This window comes from Pseudomonas sp. P106(2024) (assembly GCF_057480815.1).
Genome location: NZ_JBLIYU010000002.1, coordinates 204,057 through 222,478, shown reverse-complemented (window position 1 = coordinate 222,478; position 18,422 = coordinate 204,057). Strand labels below are relative to the sequence as shown.

The 18,422-nt window shown below is 64.5% G+C and carries 20 protein-coding genes and 1 pseudogene; 13 read left to right on the top strand and 8 right to left on the bottom strand.

Annotated elements, in window-relative coordinates; all coding sequences use genetic code 11:
• Positions 1-54: 54 nt before the first annotated feature.
• The 4 genes from AC25M7_RS04585 to AC25M7_RS04570 form a co-directional block, all read right to left on the bottom strand.
• Positions 55-462 (bottom strand): DUF2946 family protein, encoded by a 408-nt coding sequence (locus AC25M7_RS04585; RefSeq protein ID WP_241410979.1) that lies wholly within the window; start codon positions 460-462, stop codon positions 55-57.
• A gap of 101 nt (positions 463-563) precedes the next feature.
• A complete protein-coding gene (locus tag AC25M7_RS04580) occupies positions 564-704 on the bottom strand; it encodes a DUF2474 domain-containing protein (protein ID WP_486970774.1) in 141 nt (46 codons plus the stop codon).
• A 12-nt stretch (positions 705-716) separates the two neighbouring features.
• Entirely contained in the window at positions 717-1,724 is a 1,008-nt protein-coding gene (gene cydB, locus AC25M7_RS04575) for a cytochrome d ubiquinol oxidase subunit II (RefSeq protein ID WP_486970773.1), read from the bottom strand.
• 1 nt (position 1,725) lies between these two features.
• Entirely contained in the window at positions 1,726-3,141 is a 1,416-nt protein-coding gene (locus AC25M7_RS04570) for a cytochrome ubiquinol oxidase subunit I (protein ID WP_207852627.1), read from the bottom strand.
• Positions 3,142-3,431: 290 nt separating this feature from the next.
• On the opposite strand from AC25M7_RS04570, the gene AC25M7_RS04565 reads away from it, so the two are divergent.
• From AC25M7_RS04565 to AC25M7_RS04550, 4 genes and pseudogenes are all read left to right on the top strand, one after another.
• On the top strand, positions 3,432-3,809 hold the full coding sequence (locus AC25M7_RS04565) for a DUF2946 domain-containing protein (protein WP_207852626.1): 378 nt from the start codon (positions 3,432-3,434) through the stop codon (positions 3,807-3,809).
• Between the two features lie 164 nt (positions 3,810-3,973).
• The gene (locus tag AC25M7_RS04560) at positions 3,974-4,363 is read left to right on the top strand and encodes a DUF2946 family protein (RefSeq protein ID WP_207852625.1); all 390 of its coding nucleotides are present in this window, start codon (positions 3,974-3,976) and stop codon (positions 4,361-4,363) included.
• 77 nt (positions 4,364-4,440) lie between these two features.
• The gene (locus AC25M7_RS04555; RefSeq protein ID WP_207852623.1) at positions 4,441-5,016 is read left to right on the top strand and encodes a putative natural product biosynthesis protein; all 576 of its coding nucleotides are present in this window, start codon (positions 4,441-4,443) and stop codon (positions 5,014-5,016) included.
• Positions 5,017-5,088: 72 nt separating this feature from the next.
• Positions 5,089-5,370: pseudogene (locus AC25M7_RS04550) on the top strand (LysR family transcriptional regulator); the annotation flags it as partial.
• Positions 5,371-5,411: 41 nt separating this feature from the next.
• On the opposite strand, the gene AC25M7_RS04545 reads toward AC25M7_RS04550, so the two are convergent.
• A complete protein-coding gene (locus AC25M7_RS04545; protein WP_241410989.1) occupies positions 5,412-5,900 on the bottom strand; it encodes a copper chaperone PCu(A)C in 489 nt (162 codons plus the stop codon).
• Between the two features lie 342 nt (positions 5,901-6,242).
• On the opposite strand from AC25M7_RS04545, the gene cydB (AC25M7_RS04540) reads away from it, so the two are divergent.
• Together cydB (AC25M7_RS04540) and AC25M7_RS04535 are read left to right on the top strand one after the other, a co-directional pair.
• Positions 6,243-7,337, top strand: a complete 1,095-nt coding sequence (gene cydB, locus AC25M7_RS04540) for a cytochrome d ubiquinol oxidase subunit II (RefSeq protein WP_247284403.1) — start codon at positions 6,243-6,245, stop codon at positions 7,335-7,337.
• 418 nt (positions 7,338-7,755) lie between these two features.
• Positions 7,756-8,202, top strand: a complete 447-nt coding sequence (locus AC25M7_RS04535; RefSeq protein WP_207852614.1) for a four-helix bundle copper-binding protein — start codon at positions 7,756-7,758, stop codon at positions 8,200-8,202.
• Positions 8,203-8,281: 79 nt separating this feature from the next.
• Here the strand turns inward: AC25M7_RS04535 and AC25M7_RS04530 are convergent, their stop codons facing one another.
• The 3 genes from AC25M7_RS04530 to AC25M7_RS04520 all read right to left on the bottom strand — a co-directional run bounded on the left by AC25M7_RS04530 (position 8,282) and on the right by AC25M7_RS04520 (position 11,174).
• Positions 8,282-8,713, bottom strand: a complete 432-nt coding sequence (locus AC25M7_RS04530) for a copper uptake system-associated protein (protein ID WP_207852612.1) — start codon at positions 8,711-8,713, stop codon at positions 8,282-8,284.
• A gap of 55 nt (positions 8,714-8,768) precedes the next feature.
• Positions 8,769-10,685, bottom strand: coding sequence for a TonB-dependent receptor (locus AC25M7_RS04525; protein WP_486970772.1), 1,917 nt, complete (start codon positions 10,683-10,685; stop codon positions 8,769-8,771).
• A gap of 108 nt (positions 10,686-10,793) precedes the next feature.
• Entirely contained in the window at positions 10,794-11,174 is a 381-nt protein-coding gene (locus AC25M7_RS04520) for a DUF2946 family protein (protein ID WP_241410995.1), read from the bottom strand.
• A 236-nt stretch (positions 11,175-11,410) separates the two neighbouring features.
• Here AC25M7_RS04520 and AC25M7_RS04515 point away from each other — a divergent pair, with 236 nt between their 5' ends.
• The 7 genes from AC25M7_RS04515 (at position 11,411) to AC25M7_RS04485 (ending at position 18,418) form a co-directional block, all read left to right on the top strand.
• On the top strand, positions 11,411-11,791 hold the full coding sequence (locus AC25M7_RS04515; protein ID WP_247284406.1) for a DUF2946 domain-containing protein: 381 nt from the start codon (positions 11,411-11,413) through the stop codon (positions 11,789-11,791).
• A 198-nt stretch (positions 11,792-11,989) separates the two neighbouring features.
• Complete coding sequence (locus AC25M7_RS04510; protein ID WP_241410999.1) at positions 11,990-12,919, top strand: helix-turn-helix transcriptional regulator; 930 nt, start codon at positions 11,990-11,992, stop codon at positions 12,917-12,919.
• Between the two features lie 106 nt (positions 12,920-13,025).
• Positions 13,026-14,189 carry a molybdopterin-synthase adenylyltransferase MoeB gene (gene moeB, locus AC25M7_RS04505; protein WP_207852944.1) on the top strand — a complete coding sequence of 388 codons (1,164 nt, stop codon included), beginning with the start codon at positions 13,026-13,028 and terminating at the stop codon, positions 14,187-14,189.
• Between the two features lie 16 nt (positions 14,190-14,205).
• The gene (locus tag AC25M7_RS04500; protein WP_207852947.1) at positions 14,206-14,631 is read left to right on the top strand and encodes a M67 family metallopeptidase; all 426 of its coding nucleotides are present in this window, start codon (positions 14,206-14,208) and stop codon (positions 14,629-14,631) included.
• 51 nt (positions 14,632-14,682) lie between these two features.
• Positions 14,683-14,961: a MoaD/ThiS family protein gene (locus AC25M7_RS04495; protein ID WP_207852950.1), complete on the top strand. Its 279-nt coding sequence runs from the start codon at positions 14,683-14,685 to the stop codon at positions 14,959-14,961.
• Positions 14,958-16,772: a CoA transferase gene (locus AC25M7_RS04490; RefSeq protein ID WP_207852953.1), complete on the top strand. Its 1,815-nt coding sequence runs from the start codon at positions 14,958-14,960 to the stop codon at positions 16,770-16,772. Before AC25M7_RS04495 ends, AC25M7_RS04490 begins: the two co-directional genes overlap by 4 nt.
• Positions 16,769-18,418, top strand: coding sequence for a class I adenylate-forming enzyme family protein (locus tag AC25M7_RS04485; protein WP_247284410.1), 1,650 nt, complete (start codon positions 16,769-16,771; stop codon positions 18,416-18,418). Before AC25M7_RS04490 ends, AC25M7_RS04485 begins: the two co-directional genes overlap by 4 nt.
• Positions 18,419-18,422: the final 4 nt, after the last annotated feature.

Sequence of the window (18,422 nt, the reverse complement as noted above, 5' to 3'; positions counted from 1 at the left end):
CGGGCAAGGCTGCACACCGCAGTCACGGGGCAGCTGTGGGCAAGCAACGACGGTTCAGGCCAGGGGGGAGGCGCGGGGGTTCAGCTTTGGCCACTGTTCGCGTGGCAGTGGCAGCCTGTGGCTGCCACCGAGCAGCAGTGCGTCGGGCCAGAAGCGGGGGAACAGGTGGCGATAATAGTCGCTGGCCAGCAAGGCATGCCCGGCGTGTCCGCAACAGCAGTCGCCCGCCTGGTTTTTCGTTTCCGGCTGATCATCGAGTTGCGGCAACTCGGCCTTGAGTTGGGCCAGCAGTGACTTGGGCAGGCTCTGCGCACCGTGCAGGCTGCAGAAGCTACCGAGGATCAGTGACTGGCTATCGATGCGGGGTGTTTGCAAGGCACGGTCGAGCGGCATCGCCAGCAGGTTGAACAGCACGGCGAAGCAGGCCAGCAGATAGAAGTGTGCGCGAGCACGTGCAGCCATGAAACCACCAAACGAATGAGGCGTGCATTAAGCCGCATCCGTTGCGGGCTGTAAAAGTTCACGGGTGCGCCCTTTTGTCGCAGGCGCACCCGCCAGGGGGGTTAATGAGTGCGCATGCCGGCAGCCAGCATGAACAATCGGATCAGCCAGGCGAACAGGCCCAACGCCGCGACACTGCCAGCCCAGAACAACGCCAGCCAGGCCAGTCTGCGCCACAGAGGCTGCTTCACGCTCGAGGTCATCACCTTATGCTCCTAGTGGTAGCCGTCTTCATGGGTTACCTTGCCGCGGAACACGTAGTAGCTCCAGAACGTGTAGCCGAGGATGATGGGCAGGATGAACAGCGTGCCCACCAGCATGAAGCCTTGGCTTTGCGGCGGCGCTGCGGCATCCCAGATGCTGACCGAAGGCGGGATGATGTTGGGCCACAGGCTGATGCCCAACCCGCTGTAACCCAGGAAGATCAACGCCAAGGTCAACAGGAACGGGGTGTAGTGTGCATTGCGTGCCACGGCACGCAGTAGCCCGTAGAAGGTGACCACTACCAGGATGGGCACCGGCAGGAACCACAGCAGGTTGGGCATGCTGAACCAGCGGGCGGCGATCTGCGGATAGGCCAGAGGCGTCCACAGGCTGACCACGGCGATGACCACCAGCAGCACCAACGCCAGCGGCTTGGCAACATCGTGCATGCGCTGCTGCAGCGGCCCCTCGGTCTTCATCACCAGCCAGGTGCAACCGAGCAGGGTGTAGGCAACCACCAAACCCAAGCCGCAGAACAGGCTGAACGGCGTGAGCCAGTCGAGTGCGCCGCCGACATAACTGCGCTCGACCACCTTGATGCCTTCGATGAAGGCGCCCAGGGCAACGCCTTGGGAGAAGGTCGCGATTAGCGAGCCCCAGATGAAGGCTTTGTCCCAGAGATGGCGCTTGGCGGGTTTGGCTTTGAAGCGAAATTCGAAGGCTACGCCCCTGAAGATCAGGCCGATCAGCATCAGGATCAGCGGTAGGTAGAGCGCTTCGAGCACCACCGCGTAGGCCAGGGGGAAGGCACCGAACAGTGCCGCCCCGCCGAGGATCAACCAGGTCTCGTTGCCGTCCCAGACCGGGGCGACCGTGTTCATCATCACATCACGGTCACGCTGGTCCTTGACGAAGGGGAAGAGCATGCCGATTCCCAGGTCAAAGCCATCCATCACCACATACATCATCACCCCGAAGATGATGATCACCGCCCAGATCAGTGGAAGGTCGATGCCCATGTCAATTCACCTCTGCCTGGTAATCGTCGGCGGCGGACAGCGGCCGCGCCGGGGTATGTTGCTGGCCGGGACCGCCTGGCGTGTGATGGTCGCCCTCGCCAGGTTTCGGCCCTTTGCGCACCAGGCGCATCATGTAGCCAAGGCCGGTGCCGAACAGGGCGAAATACACCACCACGAACGCCACCAGGGTAATGCTGAGTTGGGTGGCGTCATGGTTCGAGACCCCGTCGGCCGTGCGCAGCAGGCCGTAGACCACCCATGGCTGGCGGCCGATCTCGGTGGTGAACCAGCCTGCAAGGATCGCGATCAGCCCCGACGGCCCCATCCACAGCGTGAGGTAGAGGAACGGCCGCGAGCTGTACAACGTGCCGCGCTTGCGCAGCCACAGGCTCCACAGCCCCACGAAGATCATCAGCAAGCCCAGCCCGACCATGACCCGGAACGACCAGAACACGATGGTTGAATTCGGCCGGTCCTCAGGCGGGAACTCCTTCATCGCCGGCACCTGCTTGTCCAGGCTGTGGGTCAGGATCAGGCTACCCAACGCCGGAATCTCGATCTTGAAGCGCGTGGTCTCAGCCTTCATGTCAGGGATGCCGAATAGGATCAGCGGGGTCGGCTCGCCCGGCACGTTCTCCCAGTGGCCTTCGATGGCGGCGATCTTCACCGGCTGGTGCTTGAGCGTGTTCAGGCCATGGAAGTCACCGATCACCGCCTGGATCGGCGCGACGATCAACGCCATCCACATGGCCATCGACAGCATCTTGCGGACCGCCGGGTTGTCACGCCCGCGCAGCAGGTGCCAGGCCGCCGAAGCGCCGACGAAGAAGGCCGTGGCAACGAACGCCGCGGTGGCCATGTGCATCAGGCGGTAGGGGAACGAGGGGTTGAACACCACGGCCAGCCAGTCAGCCGGAATCACCCGGCCATCGACGATTTCGTAACCCTGGGGCGTCTGCATCCAGCTGTTGGAGGCGAGGATCCAGAAGGTCGACACCAGTGTGCCGAGCGCCACCATCACTGTGGAGAAAAAGTGCAGGCCACGGCCGACACGATTCCAGCCAAACAGCATGACACCAAGGAAGCCTGCTTCCAGGAAGAATGCGGTGAGGACCTCATAGGTCAGCAATGGGCCGGTAACGGCACCGGCGAAATCGGAGAACCGGCTCCAGTTGGTGCCGAACTGGTAGGCCATGACAAGGCCGGACACCACGCCCATGCCGAAATTGACGGCGAATATCTTCGACCAGAAATGGTAGAGGTCGCGGTAGACCTGCTGACTCGTTCGCAGCCACAAGCCTTCGAGCACTGCCAGGAAGCTGGCAAGGCCGATGGTGATGGCGGGGAACAGGATGTGGAAGGAAACAGTGAAGGCGAACTGGATACGAGCCAGATCTAGCGCCTCGAGCACGCTCATGATGATGGGGCCTCACGGGGTGGCGCACCTTGGCGCCGGTTTCGGGAAGCAGAGCCCGGGTCCTGGCCGGCTCAGCATTGGAGTCTGTGGGGAAATTGCACGGGCCATTGCGATGGCGGCGCCACTGTAAGGACGCTGGCGGGTGTGACCAACTGCGACAATCTGTCCTGGTAGGCCACCTGCATGGGTGAATCGAAGCCAGCTACGCGGGGTGTGACGGCTTGTCGCAGAGGGTGCATGCCGAAGGTCATGCTTCTACGGGTCCGGTTTCGATGCTAAAGTCGCCGCCCATGAACCGTCTGCTGTCAAACCGTCCCCTCATTGCCTGGGCACTGTACTTCTGTGTCCTGTTCAATGTACTTGGCTGTGGCCTTGCCCACGGGCAGGCATTGGGGTTTGCACTGAATGGATTCGGCGGTGCGTTCTGCAGCCTCGGGGGCGACACTGGCCTTTTGAAATCCAAGCAGGACAGCGCCTTGGCGGGCGATCTGAGCATCCCCTTCAGTTGCCCGATGGGATCGGCAGCCTTCCTTACCCTGGTGTTCCTGATTGCCGTCGCCTGGCTGCTGGCCAGCCGCGAACGCCGGCCATTGCCACGCGAAGTCCGCAGTCAGGCGCCGCCGCGTTATTGCTGGCCCTCGTCCAACCCTCGCGCTTCACCTCTCTGACGCTACCTGCGCCTTGGCGCCGTGGCGGGCCTGTGCCTGCCCTCAGAACGCCGACCCACTGTGCATGCACTGCATGTAACTGCTGGCTGGTTTGACCGTCGTTGGAGAGAAGCCCTCATGGCCTGTCGAATCTCCACGCCCGCGCTACCTGGCGAGGCGTGAACATGCGCCGTTGCGGCCTGCGCGCGCGCACCTGGGACAACCTCTGGGTCGTAGCGCTGCTCGCGATGCTGCTCAAGGTACTGGCATTGCCGATGGCCAGCACCCTGGGCGACCTGAGCCTGCAGCAGTTGCTGGCGGGCAGCTATTGTTCGTCGGGCGGCGTACAGCCGGCGATGCTGGACAAGGATGGCAACCTCAGCCCGAAAACGGCCGACCCCGGGCATTGCTGCTGCGCCCAGGGCGGTCCAGCGCCACTGCCTGTCACGCTGGTATTGACCGGCGTTGCTCTGGCTGCGCTGCCTGTCGACCTGCAACCCGCTGTCCCAGGGCGTTCGCCCCGACACTGCTGGCCGTCGATCAACCCCCGTGCCTCCCCGACGACTATCGCCTGACCTGCAAGGACCCAGGCCGCACCCGCGAAAGGCGGGGCGTGGGCCTGCCGATGGCTAGCCGTACCCAGGAGCACACGATGTTTCGTACCCTGACCGCTTCAGCGTTGCTGGAGCCTTCCGTTCGCCCGTCGCGCAGCGGCGACTTCCTCTTGCCGTTTCCCGACTACCCCTGCAACGCCCGCAGTTTCGTCAACCTCGATGCACGCCTGCTGCCTTACTGGCACACGCTGTTCGATGTCTGCCCAGGGCTGCTCAAGCTCGACCCGCCAGAGGGCCTGGAGTTGTTCCGACGCTTCATGACCTGGGCCTACCGGCACCACCCGGCGCTGGACTGGACCTACTACATCAGCGTTTGCCGTTGGTTGCTGAGCTCTCCGTACCAGGCACGGGTGACGGAGGAACATATCGAAGCCTTCATGGTGGCTGCAGCGGCGCTATGGGTGGCAACTGATGTGTCCCAGGCCCGTGGCCTGGTGCTGGCCTGGCAACCGATGGGTGAACGGGTGGTGGAGTGGAAAAGTGGCGTGCGCCCAGCGCTGCCAGCGCCCCAGGCGGATGAAGACTTGCCGCCACCTCCGTGGGAGTTTTCCTGGAGCCCGCTGAGTGCCAAGGGCGCGAGCAGCTTCCGGCGTTGGTTGCCGGTGCCCGGCTAAGCCAGGCCGGTACTTGGGCGGCAATACGCCGCCCGTTTCCCACTTCATTGAATGCCTAGCGAGATACTGACGATGGACGTACTCCAAGCCATGCGCGCGTTCAGTTGCGTGGTTCAGGCCGGCAGCCTGACCGGCGCGGCCGAATGCCTGGACACCACTACTGCCAGCGTTTCCCGGATGATCTCCAACCTGGAGGCGCACTTGCATATTCGCTTGCTCAACCGCACCACCCGCCGCATCGCCCTTACCGAAGCCGGCAACCGTTACTTGAAACGCTGCCGTGTGATCCTCGAACTGGTGGATACGGCAGAGCGCGAGATACACCGTACGCTGGATTTGCCCGCTAACGGGTTGCCTCGCACGCCAGCAAGCTCAGCGCTGCGACTGGGGGCGTGTTAGTCCGGCAAGTCGTCCTCACCGCTTGCCAGCGGACGCACCGGTGCATCGACCTTGACCAAGGTTTCGTTGCCATCATCATCGACAACGGTCAGGGTCAGCGGCACCGTGGCGCCTTCCTTGATCTGCTCTTTAGGGTTGATCAGCATGATGTGGTAGCCGTGGGTGTCGAGTACCACCGGCCGGCCCGCAGGCAACTCAAGGCTCGCCAATGGCTTCATGGTCATGACCCCGTCCTTCATGGTCATCTCGTGCAGTTCCGTCTTGGCGGCCACGGGCGAACTGACCCGAACGAGTTTGACGTCCTCGTTGGCGACAAGGCGCATGAAGGCACCCGTGGCGGGCTGGTTGGGCACCGTGGCCCTGACCCAGGGGTCTTCCACCTTGACTTCGACCTGGGCCAGGGCGGTGCTGGCGAAGCTCGTCAACAACACTCCGAACAGCAGGCCACTGGCTTTGCGCAAGCCTTCGAACATGAAGAGTTTCATTGGCAACTCCTTGCGGATTGGCGATGGCGGCCTGTTTTATGCCGGCCAGTCTGGATACTGGACAATAAGCATAGTCGTTGCTGCATGGGTTCGTGGCAGGGGCGCTGGCGCTGTGCTGTGGTGCGACAGGCTGCCGCAGCCAGCCCTGAACCACTGCCAGGCGTCCGTGCTGCCAGCGCTGGCCGTCACCTGCGTCGAGCGGTCGCAGTTGGGGGCTCAGGAGGCAACCCCTAGCATGGGCAGTGCCTATATCGCTGTTGTCCCATCCTCGTTGCGCGGCAGGCGATCCACAGCGGTCCTTCCCTCGGACGGGCCGCTTTCTTTCAGCCTTGGAGAGCCGTCATGGACCACGAATTGTTGAAGATCGTCTGGTGGCTATTGATTGGCGTAATGCTGATCAGTTTCATGCTGGCCGAAGGTCTGGATGTGGGCGCGCGGGTGCTGCTGCCGTGGCTATCGGGTCGAAGTGGCGAATCGCTGCAGCAAGTCCCGGTGGCGCCTCGGCATATCAACCTACTGTGGTTGCTGGCCCTGGGTTGCACGCTTGCGCTGGTCTGGCCTGCGCTCGGTGGCCTGGCCTGCTGGATGACAGGCCTGATGGGCCTGCTGATACTGTTGCGCCGAACTGCCTGGCAAATCGCCCGACCACGACAAGCCTGGCGAGCGCTGGCGATCGGCCTGCTGCCGGCAGCTCTGCTGGGTGGCATGCTCGGCAACCTGTTCCCTGGGTTGCCGTTCAGTCGCTGTGGTCAGGCGGCACTGCAGTTGCAGGGGACCGTGGCCGGGCTGTTCAGCCCGTTCGCCTTGCTGGCGACTGTCGTGAGCGTGGCGATGGTCTGCCAGTTTGGCGCTGCCTGGGTGATGCAGCGCGGCGGCCACTCCCTGTATAAGCCGGCAAGCCGGGCCGCAAGCGCTGCGGGTGTGGTGTTCCTGGCCAGTTTCATCGTGGCTGCGATCTGGCTGGCAGTGAACGCGCGCGGCTACAGCGTGTGGGCCATGGCGCGTCCGGCCACCCTGTGCGGGCCTGGCGCGTGGGTGGTGCTGGCCAACAACCCAGGTTGGCTGGCCAATTTTCAAGCCTGGCCTGCAGCCAGCTTGGCACCTGTGCTTGCCTTGTCTGGCACGCTCATGAGTCTGTTCGCCTGTACCCATGTCCGGCCTGGCATGGCGCTACTGGGCAGTGGCCTGACGGTAGGGGCGACGCTGTGCAGCGTAGGGGTTGCGTTATTTCCCTTCATCTTGCCTTCCAGCGTGCAACTGTCTGCCAGCATGACCCTATGGAGCGCGGCCAGTGATGAAAGAACCTTGGGTACCCTGCTGATTCTCGCCAGTGTGCTGCTCCCCATGTTGCTGGCTTGTACCCTGGGTGCAAGCCTCAAGGGCTCGCACTTGCTGATCGAGTCCCGGCCATTTGGTCTTGGCTTCAAAGCAAGTTGAGAAACGCCAGCAGCGCCATGCAATGGCAGCTTTGGCTGAACAAAGGCCCCAAGACGGTCCGGCCACCTCGCTTGCCGTCGGCGTGGGCTGCATGCCAGTTGCCACGGAAGAAGGCATTGCCGACAAAGAAGTCCATGCGCCTGCACGGGCTGAGGTTTGACGCGGGCATCGATAAGGCGTCCTTGTCTAAACGTTGGGCCGTGGTGGCGCCTCTTGCGAGGCGCTCGCCAGGTCCCGGTCGGGCGTTCGGGTCGCCGCAGCCAACCAGCAGGCCGGCCAGTGTCACCGTAAGTAGGTAAAGACAACCCGCCGCGCGCCTGCGCGACCTTGTTGAATGAGGCGGGTTGCCTGTAGGGTGTGGCGCAGTGCCGCAGTGAGGATGCGGTGCCATGTCCCCATGTTCATCAAGGAGTGAGCGATGCAGCGACGTGAAGTACTCAAGACAGTTGCCGGCGCGGTGGCAGTTGCCATGGTGGCGCCAGCAATGGCCGCTACCGAAGGCCACGAACACCACCATGATCATGGCGGTGGCAAGCCGTTTTCAGGTGTGATCGACAGCAGCAGTGTTTGCCTGAAGAGCGGGGAGGCCTGTCTGGCGCATTGCCTGGTGCTGTTGGGGCAGGGTGACAAGGAAATGGCCGGCTGTGCCCAGTCAGTCAACGAGCTGCTGGCAACGTGTACGGCTCTGATGAAGCTGGCTGCGCAAGGTTCCAGCTTCACGCCCGCCATGGCCGGGATGGCTGCCGATGTGTGTGCCAGTTGTGAGAAAGAGTGCCGCAAGCACGAAAACCAGCACGCTGAATGCAAGGCATGCGCCGACGCCTGTGCCGACTGCCTGAAGGCGTGCAAGGCAATCGCTGCCTGATCATTGCACGTGTCATCTGTTACAGGCTGACATTGCCGCGACACGACAAGCCGGGGCTCAACAGGCCCCGGCTTGCTTACTAGTGATTGCCGTGAGCGGCGTCCTTGTCGACCTTGACCACGCCCTGGAACAGCGCGAACTGCTTGACCCGCTCGGTTGGTTGCTCGCTTTCGGCCTGGCGCACTGCCTGGCTCAGCTGGGCCGAGTCCTGTTCACTGAGCCCGGCGCTGCGCAGGGTCGCCGGGTCGAGCAGTGAATCGCCGGCGCACAACACCACGCGCCAGCCGTGAGGCCCTTTGCGCAACAGGGCGCGACCGCCGCGCTGGTCCTGTAACCAACCGGCTACGGCATGGTCGCCCTGGACAGTAACCGGACCAACGTCCAGCGGCGAATCGGGGCGCTCGAAGTTGTGTCGCATCAGTTGCTGGATACTCTGCTGCTCGCTGGCGGTATCGGCCACGGCCATTAGCGGGCTGCAAGCCAGCAGCAAGGCAAGGATTGGTGCTTTCATCTGCTTTTTCCTTTACAAGGCTGCCGACGGTCGTCGGCAGCGTCCGGTGGCAGGCTCAGAAGCCCATCTTCACACCCAGCTGCGCCGAAGTGCCGGGCATCGGGTAGTTGGTACGGTAGGCGTAGTCACGGTCGAACAGGTTCTCCACGGCGACGAACACTTCGCCGACCTTGCCCAGCGCCGGCACGGCATAGCCCACGCGCATGTTGACCACGGTGAAGCTGTCGACCTTGGAGAAGTTGCTGGCACCGGCGCTGCGCTCCTCGGCCAGCACGTACATGTCCTTCTGGTACTGCGCGTCGGCTGACAGCCGCCATGGGCCAACCTCGTAGGTAGTGCCCAGCGACAGCGACTTCTGCGGCGCATAGGGCAAGGTCTTGAGCGACGGATCGAGCCAGGTGAAACCGACGAAGCTGCTCCAGTTGCTGGTCCAGCGCTGCTGCCAGGTGGCTTCGGCGCCCTTGACGTTGTAGTCGCCCAGGTTGATGTAGGACGGGCTCGAAACGGCCGGCGGGAAGGCAAACAGGTAGCGGTCCTGCAGCTTGTCCTTGAACACCGCCAGGTCGAGGGTGGCGTTGTCGATCGGGTTGAAGCGCACGCCCAGCTCCTGATGGTCGAGCTTTTCGGGCTTGAGGTCCTTCCAGGTTTCGCCCAGCGCCGGGATCAGGCTCGACATCACCGAGGCCTCCAGGCCCGGATAGTTGATGCCGCGCGAGGCATTGGCGCGAAACTCGACATTGTCCGACGAAAGCAGCAGCCCGGCGTGGGGCGCGGTGGCACTTTCGAAGACGTTGTGGTCGTAGGTGCGCAGGCCGGCCGATGGTGTCAGCGTCCAGCGGTCGTTGAGGGCGAAGGCATGGCTTACGGCGATATGCGGTGAGGTCACGCGCAGGGTGGGGGCATCGAATTTCGCCTGGGGGGCCGGGGCGATGCGTTTGAAGTGCACTTCACCCTTGCTTTCGTCGACGTCAATGCCCAAGGCTACTTCGCCACCTTGCCACGGGCGCAGTTGTTCCTCCCAGCGCAAGCCCTGCAGAGTGAAGTCGCTGATGGTGTCGCCGTCCAGGCCGGTCTGGTCCAGGGCGGAGCCACGGCCCTCGTTATGGTAGAGCTTGAGGCTGCCATTACCCCAATCATGCTCGTGGGCCACAGATAGCGAGGTCAGGGTGCCACGGGTGTTGAACTCGCCGTTCTTGGTCTCTGGCAAGCCTTTCTGGCCGGGATCGGAGACTTGGTTGTTGGCGTGCAGCACCAGCAAGCCGGTGCTCCAGTTGTCGTTCAGGCGATAGCCCAGGCGTGCCATGCCGTTGTTCAAGCGGCCATCGCCGTCGCTGCGGTCGCCGTCCGAGTGGGCGGCGCCCTGGGCCAGCAGGTAGTCGAAGTTGCCTTCGCGGCCGATCAGGCTGGCCTGTTCGGTGGCGGTACGGAAGCTGCCACCGGTCAGTTGCAGTTCGCCGTGGTGGGTGTCGCCTTGTTCCGCCACCTTTGGTGTGAGGTCGATGGCGGCGAAGGTGTTGCCGAACTTCTGCGGTTGCGGGCCCTTGTACACGCTGATGCTTTGCATGGCATTGATCGGCAGCAGGTCCAGCAGCGGGTGGCCCCATACCCCCATGTAGAAAGGCACGCCGTCGATGTAGGTCTTGATCTCGCTGCCCGGACGGCTGGCGCCCATGCCGCGGATGTACACGGCGCCACCTTCGGCGCCGCCGAACGAGCCGACCGGGTTGAAGCGTGACACCACTACACCCGGTGTGCGGCGCAGGGCGGAGGACAGGTCGAGGGCGTTGAGGTCACGGATTTGCTCCTGGCCGACCACGGTGGTCAGGCTGCCGAAGCTGTCAACGGTGTTCTGGTCAATGACCGATGTGCCGACCACCGTGGTTTCGGGCAGCTCCACGCTGTCGGTCTGGGCCAGTGCGGTACCACTGGTAAAGGCAAGTGCGGCTGCGCAGCAAAGCGTCTTGTTCTTCATGCTCTGGGTATTCCTGTTGCGAAAAGTCGAGGCGGGCCGGCAACGCGCGCATGGCAGCATTCCCCGTTGCATCTGAGCCAGGGGCGCGTTGTGGCCAGGGAGGACAAGTCAGGCCTGGGTGGGTGAGGCGCGGGGGTTGGCTGCTGGCCAGCAGCGGCGAGGCCAGGCTGCGGGGGAGGTGGGCAGGGAGATGTCGGTTGCCGCCCGGGCGACCGGCTGGTCGGGCAAAAGGGGCATGAACGCCAGGCCGGTGTGGCTGCACAACGGGCAATCGAGCGTAGTGCCGGCGGCCAAGGTATCACCTAGCCACTGCTCGAAGCCGAGCGGACCGGGCGCGGCCCCGGCGTGGCCGCAGAAGGCGCCGCCTGCGCCATTGAGGGTCAGGCCGCTGGCCTGGCCGTGGCCCAGCCCGCAGTGCAGTACGGCAAACAGCACGCTGGCGTAGAGGATCCAGGCGAAGGCGTGGCGACGTCCTGCTGGTCGGTGCATATCCCTTGCTCGATGGCCGCTGCGGTTGAAGTGTGCGATGCGCGAGTCTAGCAATGCTTCCTGTTCATGCAGGGTGCGACAGCCTGCCGCAGCTCGATGATACTAATACCGATTCGCAGTGGCCTGGCTGGTGGTGTGGCGAATTGTCGCAGGAGAGTCTAGAAAGCCTTGTACGGATTGCCAAGCGAGAATTGTCGTTGGCATTCGCCCCACCTTTCATGTCACGGATCCGGTTCATGAGTCGCCACCCGACACGACGCGCCTTCATCGCCTGGGCCTTGTACTTCAGCGTGCTGTTCAATGTGTTTTCCTGTGGCCTGAGCCATGGGCAAATGCTCGGGCTGGCGTTGAACGGCATCGGTGGGCAGTTCTGCTCGGTCCGTACCGATACCTCGGCGTTGGCCGCCAAGGACCTTGCGGCGTTGCCCGACAGCGGGCTGGCCACACCGTTCACTTGCCCGTTCTGCGCGGCAGGTTTCGTGCATCTGGTGTTCCTTGCCGCCTTGGCCTGGTTGCTGTCTAACATCGACCGGCGACGTTTCGCTCGTGCTCCCCATGGCCATGCGCCGCCACGCTATTGCTGGCCGTCCTCCAACCCTCGCGCCTCTCCCTGCTGAACCTCGTTTCGCGCACGTGCCCGTGCCGTGCGCGCGTCCCAGGCCCATGACAAAAGGCACAGGGCCGAAGAGGTGGCTTGCGGGACCACACAGCAAGCCTTGACCCAGCGAAGCGGGCGGCGGGCCGTCATGGTCGTGGGCCGCTTCATGGAGGAGTGCCGGCGATGGACGCTACCTTGCAAGTGGCGAATGAAACGCGTGGCATACGCTAGCGTCGACCTGCGTCGCGTTGCCCCGGATGCCCTGTTGCAGCGCCTGCGCGCCGTGCCGGCGAGCGCGCCACAAACACTGGCCATCGAGGACGACCTGCTGCTGTTGCGCCTCGATGCCAGCCACTCGAGCACCGGCGTGCAGCGCACCTGCGAACTGCTCGGCGGGCCGCTGCTGTGCCTGACGTTCCTGGAGCAGGGCCATGTGCAGTACGCCGACCGCAAAGGCCGCTGTTGGCGTTTCGAGGCGGGGCAGAGCATCGCCCAGTTGCTGCACGCGCCATACCAGGCCAGTCGCTTTCAATTCGGCAGGGGCGCCTGTGGCCTGCATCTGCTCGTCGGTGAACACACCTTGCGCCGTTACCTGGGTGAGCAGCAGGCCTGGCGCCTGCTGAATTGCCAGGGCGAGGCGCCGCTGCTGCAGCATGCTACCAGCCGTGATGCGTGTAGCCACGTCCAGGCTCTGGCCATGCGCCTGGCGCAAGGGCAATGCGCGCCACTGGACACCCACCTGCATGTGCTGAACCTGTTGAGCCACCCCCTGCGCCAGCTGGCCGTGTCGTCCCAGACCACGCCGCTGTTGCCTGCTGCTCAGGTCAAGCGACTGGAGCAAGCCCGGCAACTGTTGCACGACGAACTCGACCAGCCACTGACCGTCGCGCTGCTGTGTCGCCGTGTCGGCCTCAGTGCGGCGAAGCTCAAGCAGGGTTTTCATGAGCTGTTCGACACCACGCCCTATCGCATGCTGCTGGAACTGCGCATGCAGCGTGCGCACATCTTGCTTCAAGAGGGCTGCCAGGTCGCCCAGGTGGCTTACAGGGTTGGCTACAGCCACCCCAGCAATTTCAGCGCGGCCTTCAGCGGCTATTTCGGCTTTGCGCCCAAGGAGGTCGGCAAGCGCAGCGCCATGCCGACGTAATCCATATGTATCGAAACGCAATCCATATGAATGCATGCCGCCAACGGATAGGCGCGCCAAGTGGGCCGGCTAACAATGGGCAGGCCCTAAGCCAAGGAGCTTCACGATGAAACTTCCCGCACTGGTTGATGCATGCGCCCAACTGAGCAGCGAAGAAATTTCCCGCTACAGCCGCCACCTGTTGATTCCCGACGTCGGGCTCGACGGTCAGCGCCGGCTCAAGAGCAGCAAGGTGCTGGTCATCGGTGCCGGCGGGCTTGGCTCGCCTACTTTGCTGTACCTGGCGGCAGCTGGCGTCGGCACGCTCGGTATCGTCGATTTCGACATGGTCGAGGCGTCCAACCTGCAACGCCAGGTGATCCACCGTCAGTCCACCCTGGGCCAGGCCAAGAGCGACAGCGCCGCCCAGGCCATCGCCGACCTCAATCCCTTCGTCAACGTGCGCCGACACCCCCTGCGCCTGGAGCCGGAGAATGCCTTGGCGTTGCTCGCCGAATACGACCTGATCCTCGACGGCACCGATAACTTCGCCACTCGCTACCTGGTCAACGATGCCTGCGTGCTGGCCGGCAAACCCTATGTCTGGGGTTCGATCTTCCGTTTCGAGGGCCAGGTCTCGGTGTTCTGGGAGCAGGCGCCGGGCGGCGCGGGCCTCAACTACCGTGATCTTTACCCCGAACCGCCGCCACCGGAGTTGGCGCCGTCCTGCTCGGAAGGTGGGGTGCTGGGCATCCTCTGCGCGTCGATCGGCTCGATCATGGCCACCGAGGCAATCAAGCTGATCACCGGCATCGGCGACACATTGCTGGGCCGCCTGATGGTCTATGACGCTCTGGACATGAATTACCGCCAGATCCGGCTGCGCCGAGCACCGGACCGGCGACCCATTACCCGACTGGAGGACTACCAGGCCTTCTGCAGCGGTGTATCGCGAGCCCCGGTGACGGTGCCACAGGTCAGTGCCATGGAACTGAGCCGGCTGATGCGCGAAGACCCGGCCGTGGTCCTGATCGATGTGCGTGAACAGACCGAATGGGACATCGCGCACATCCAGGGCGCACGCCTGATGCCCAAGACCGACCAGTTGGCCGGGCAGCTCAAGGCCCTTTACGCCAGCGATACGCTGCTGGTCGTGCATTGCAAGTCCGGCGCCCGTTCACAGGCGGTAGTGCTGCAATTGCAGGCACTGGGCTTCACCCAGGTGCAGAACCTGCAAGGCGGCATCCTGGCCTGGATCGATGACGTCGAACCTGATCTGCCACGGTACTGAAAGGAAGGAACCTCCCATGCTGATCATTTCCAGGGCGTTGCTCGATGCCGCCATGGCCCATGCACAACAGCAACATCCCCTCGAAGCCTGTGGCGTGATGCCCGGCCGGCAAGGCACTGACCGGCCTTCGCGCTGGGTGCCCATGGTCAACCATGCCGGGTCGCAGACCTTCTTCCAGTTCGAGCCCCGCGAGCAGTTGCGGGTGTGGCGCGAGATGGACGCGCAGCAAGAAGAGCCGGTGGTGATCTATCACTCACACACCGCCAGCGATGCCTACCCGAGCCGGACCGACATCGACTTCGCCAACGAGCCGCACGCGCACTACCTGATCCTGTCCACCGCCAGCGGTTGCGAATACCCGGTGCGCAGTTACCGCATCGCCAATGGCCAGGTGATCGAAGAGAGCCTGCGCATCGTCGACGGCGACACCCGCGGGGCCTGAGTCGCGCCGTCTTCTTCCTTATTTGATCGGCCATTGGCCGAGGAGTACGCCATGCCGGTTTTTGTCAGTGTTCCGACCCTGTTGCGCAGCTACACCCAGGACAGCAAGCGCGTGCAAGCGCAAGGCACGACGGTGCGCGAGGTCGTCGACGACCTCGAACGGCGCTACCCGGGCATTCGCTCACGGCTGATGGATGCGCAGCAATTGCACCGCTTCGTCAACCTGTACCTCAACGACGAGGACATCCGCTTTCTCGACAACCTGGACACCGTCGTGGCTGACCGTGATGAGCTCACCATCCTGCCTGCCGTCGCGGGTGGTGCACGATGACTCAAGCGGCGGCGCTGCACGGCTGTCGCCTGCTCGGTGCGTTCGCCGATGCGCATGATCCGTTGCAGCATGCCCTGGCGGAGCAGGCGAGGGCGCTGGGGATTGCCGTGGAGCATGTATCCGACGCAGGACGCGAGCAGATCTATTGCCTGCAAGGCCAGGGGCTGCCCCCCGCGCATTGCCGTCTCACCGGGTGGGACGACGAAGCGCCTAGGGCCATCAGCGAATTCACCCTCCAGGCTGCCTGCGGGCTGATGGCTGTGCACGGCCGGGCCAGCGGGCAGGCCCAGGCCATCGACCTCGACTATCTCGCCCATGTGGTCGCGAGCCTGGCATTGACCGGGTTGATGGCGACGGCGTTGGCGCGTCTGCGCGGTGGCCAAGTGACGGACTGCAGCGTGTCGCTGCCAGGCGCCGGTCTGCAGTGCATCAGCCAGTACCTGGCTGGGGCAACGGCCGAAGAGGGCGCCGAGCGATTGCCTGCGGGGTGCTCGTCTGCCCGCTTGCGGCCACCCTTCGTCAGTGCCGATGGCGTGGTTTTCGAGCTGGAAACCCTGGACGCCGGCCCGTGGCTGGCATTCTGGGACTCCCTGGGCGTTGCCCGGGCCGACAGCAGCAAAGGCTGGCAGGGCTTCCTGCTGCGCTATGCCCGCGCCATTGCACCGATGCCCGAGGCGTTATGTCGGACGCTGGCGAGCCTGCCGTACGCGCAGGTCGTCGAGCACTGCACGGCGGTGGGAATGGCCGTCACGCCAGTCCATCAACCTGGCCAGCGCGATACCCTGACGCCAGTCAGTGATACGCCTTGGGCGTTCAAGCTGCATCCGGTGGCGGTGCCGCCGCGTCCATGCAACCAGGCGCTGCCATTGAGCGGCTTGCGCGTCATCGAGTCGTGCCGGCGTATTCAGGGGCCTTTGGCCGGCCATTTGCTGGCGACGCTCGGGGCACAGGTAACCCGCCTGGAAATGCCCGGCGGCGATCCACTGCGCGGCATGGCGCCGCTGGCGCAGGGCTGTTCGGTACGTTTCGATGCGCTCAACGGCCTGAAGGCAGTGGTCGAACTGGACCTGAAGTCGGCCAGCGAGCGTGAGCAGCTGCGTCGGAACATCGACGAGGTGGATGTGTTCCTGCACAACTGGGCCCCTGGCAAGGCCGAGGAGCTGGCGCTCGATCAAGCGGACCTGGCCCGAGTCAATCCCGCGTTGATTTATGCCTACGCCGGTGGTTGGGGCAATGCCCAGGTGCCCGTCGGGCTGCCGGGCACCGACTTCACCGTGCAGGCCTGGTCGGGCATCGCCCACCTGATCGGTCAGGGCGAGGGCAACCCCGGCGGCTCGCTGTTCACCGTACTGGATGTGTTCGGCGGGGTGATCGCCGCCCAGGGCATCGTCGCCGCGCTGCTGGCCCGCCATCTGCATGGCCATGCCGGGCGCGTGGACAGCTCATTGCTCGGAGCCGCCGATCTGCTGTGCCGCTCGCGGATGACGCGTACACGCCCACTGAGCGCGGGCGTGTTCCGTTGCCAGGACGCCAGCCTGGCGATTGACTGCTGCGCCCCTGAGCACCTTGAAACCCTCGCACGCTTGTTCGACTTCCCCTTGCCCTGCGCGTGGCAGACCCTACGCGAGCCGTTGGCGCAGCAACTGGCCGGGCGGCCGGCTGCCCACTGGCAAGCGCGGCTACTGGCTGCAGGCGTGCCCGTGGCGATCGTCCGCCAAGACCTTGCCGAACTGCAACAAGACCCACGCCTGGCGCCTTGGCTCGCGCCTGGTCGTTATACCCGCGTGCTTTCCCCATGGAGGTTCACATGAACGAATCCGGCATCATCGATCTGGTCCCCGTCACCGCCAGGCAGGCCTGGCGCGAGGCCGGCTGGTACGCCGACCGGCCATTGTTCGAGTTGTTCGAGGCGCACGTGATGGCCGAGCCCGAGAAACTGGCAGTACTGACCCTGGACGGGCAGGTGAGTTACCGCCAGCTCCACGACCAGGCCTTGCGCCTGGCCCGTGGCCTGCGGGAGCGTGGCGTGGTGGCGGGTGATGTGGTCGCCTATCAACTCGGCAACGGCTGGCAGTGCTGTGCCATCGACCTGGCCGCCGCTGTACTGGGCGCGGTGGTCGCGCCGTTCCCGCCGGGGCGCGGGCGGTTGGATATCGAAGCCTTGCTCAAGCGCTGCTGCGCGCGGGCGGTGATCGTCGCGCCTTGCCAGGGCGAAGCCGACCTGTGCGCGGTGGTGGAGTCGCTGCGCCCAAACTTGCTGGGCTTGCGCGTGCTGGTGGTCGACGGCGACGAGCGCCAGGGCTGGTCGACCTTGAGCGGGCTGCTGGCGTCGGAACCACTGACGGCGGCCGAGCGCCCTCAGGTATGTCCCGACAGCCCGGCGCGGTTGCTGGTGTCTTCCGGCACTGAGTCCGAACCCAAGCTGGTGGCCTATTCGCATAATGCGCTGGTCGGTGGACGCGGGCGCTTCCTGCAACGCCTGTATCCAGAGGGGCAGGCTTTACGCGGGCTGTATCTGGTGCCACTGGGTTCGGCGTTCGGCTCCACCGCCACGGCCGGGTGCTTGGCCTGGCTGGGTGGCTCGCTGGCGGTGCTGGCGCACTTTGAAGTGGCAGATGCCATCCGTGCCATCGAGCAGTTGCGCCCGACTCACGTGTTCGCCGTGCCGACCATGTTGCAGCGGATCGCCGCCGAGCCGGCACTGGCCCAGGCCGACCGCCGTAGCCTGGTGGCGCTGGTCAGCGGCGGAGCACTGATCGACGGGCAGAGCATCCGCCGTTGTGTCGAGGCGTTCGGCTGCCCCGTGGTGAGCCTGTACGGCTCGGCTGACGGAGTCAATTGCCATAACCTGCCGGATGACCCGCTGGAGGTGGTGTTGAACAGCGTCGGCACGCCCAACCCTAGCGTGTGCCAGATCAAGATCGTCGATGACGAGGGTAACGAACTGCCCATCGGCGAAGTCGGTGAGATCAAGGCCCGCGGCCCCTTGAGCCCGATGCAGTATGTCAATGCGCCCGAGCTCGATCAGCGCTACCGCGACGCGCAGGGATGGGTGTGTACCGGCGACTTGGGCCTGATCGATGCCGCGGGCCGCCTGGTGCTGGCCGGGCGCAAGAAAGACGTGATCATCCGCGGCGGCGCCAATATCAGCCCGGCACAGATCGAGCGGCTGGCCACCGCGCACCCGGACGTGGTCAGTGCCGCCTGCGTGGCGGTGGCCGATGCCGAACTGGGCCAGCGCGTGTGCATCTGCCTGAGCCTGCGCCTGGGCGCCCGGCGTTTTGCCCTGAAGCACCTGACCGATTACCTGGGCGACCAGGGCCTGGAAAAGAACAAATGGCCGGAGTACCTGCGCTTCTACCGCGAATTGCCCCTGAGCCCCGCCGGCAAGGTGGACAAGAAAGCGTTGGCCGCCGACTTGGCGTTCCTGCAACCCACCCTGAACATTGCCTGCTGAGGAG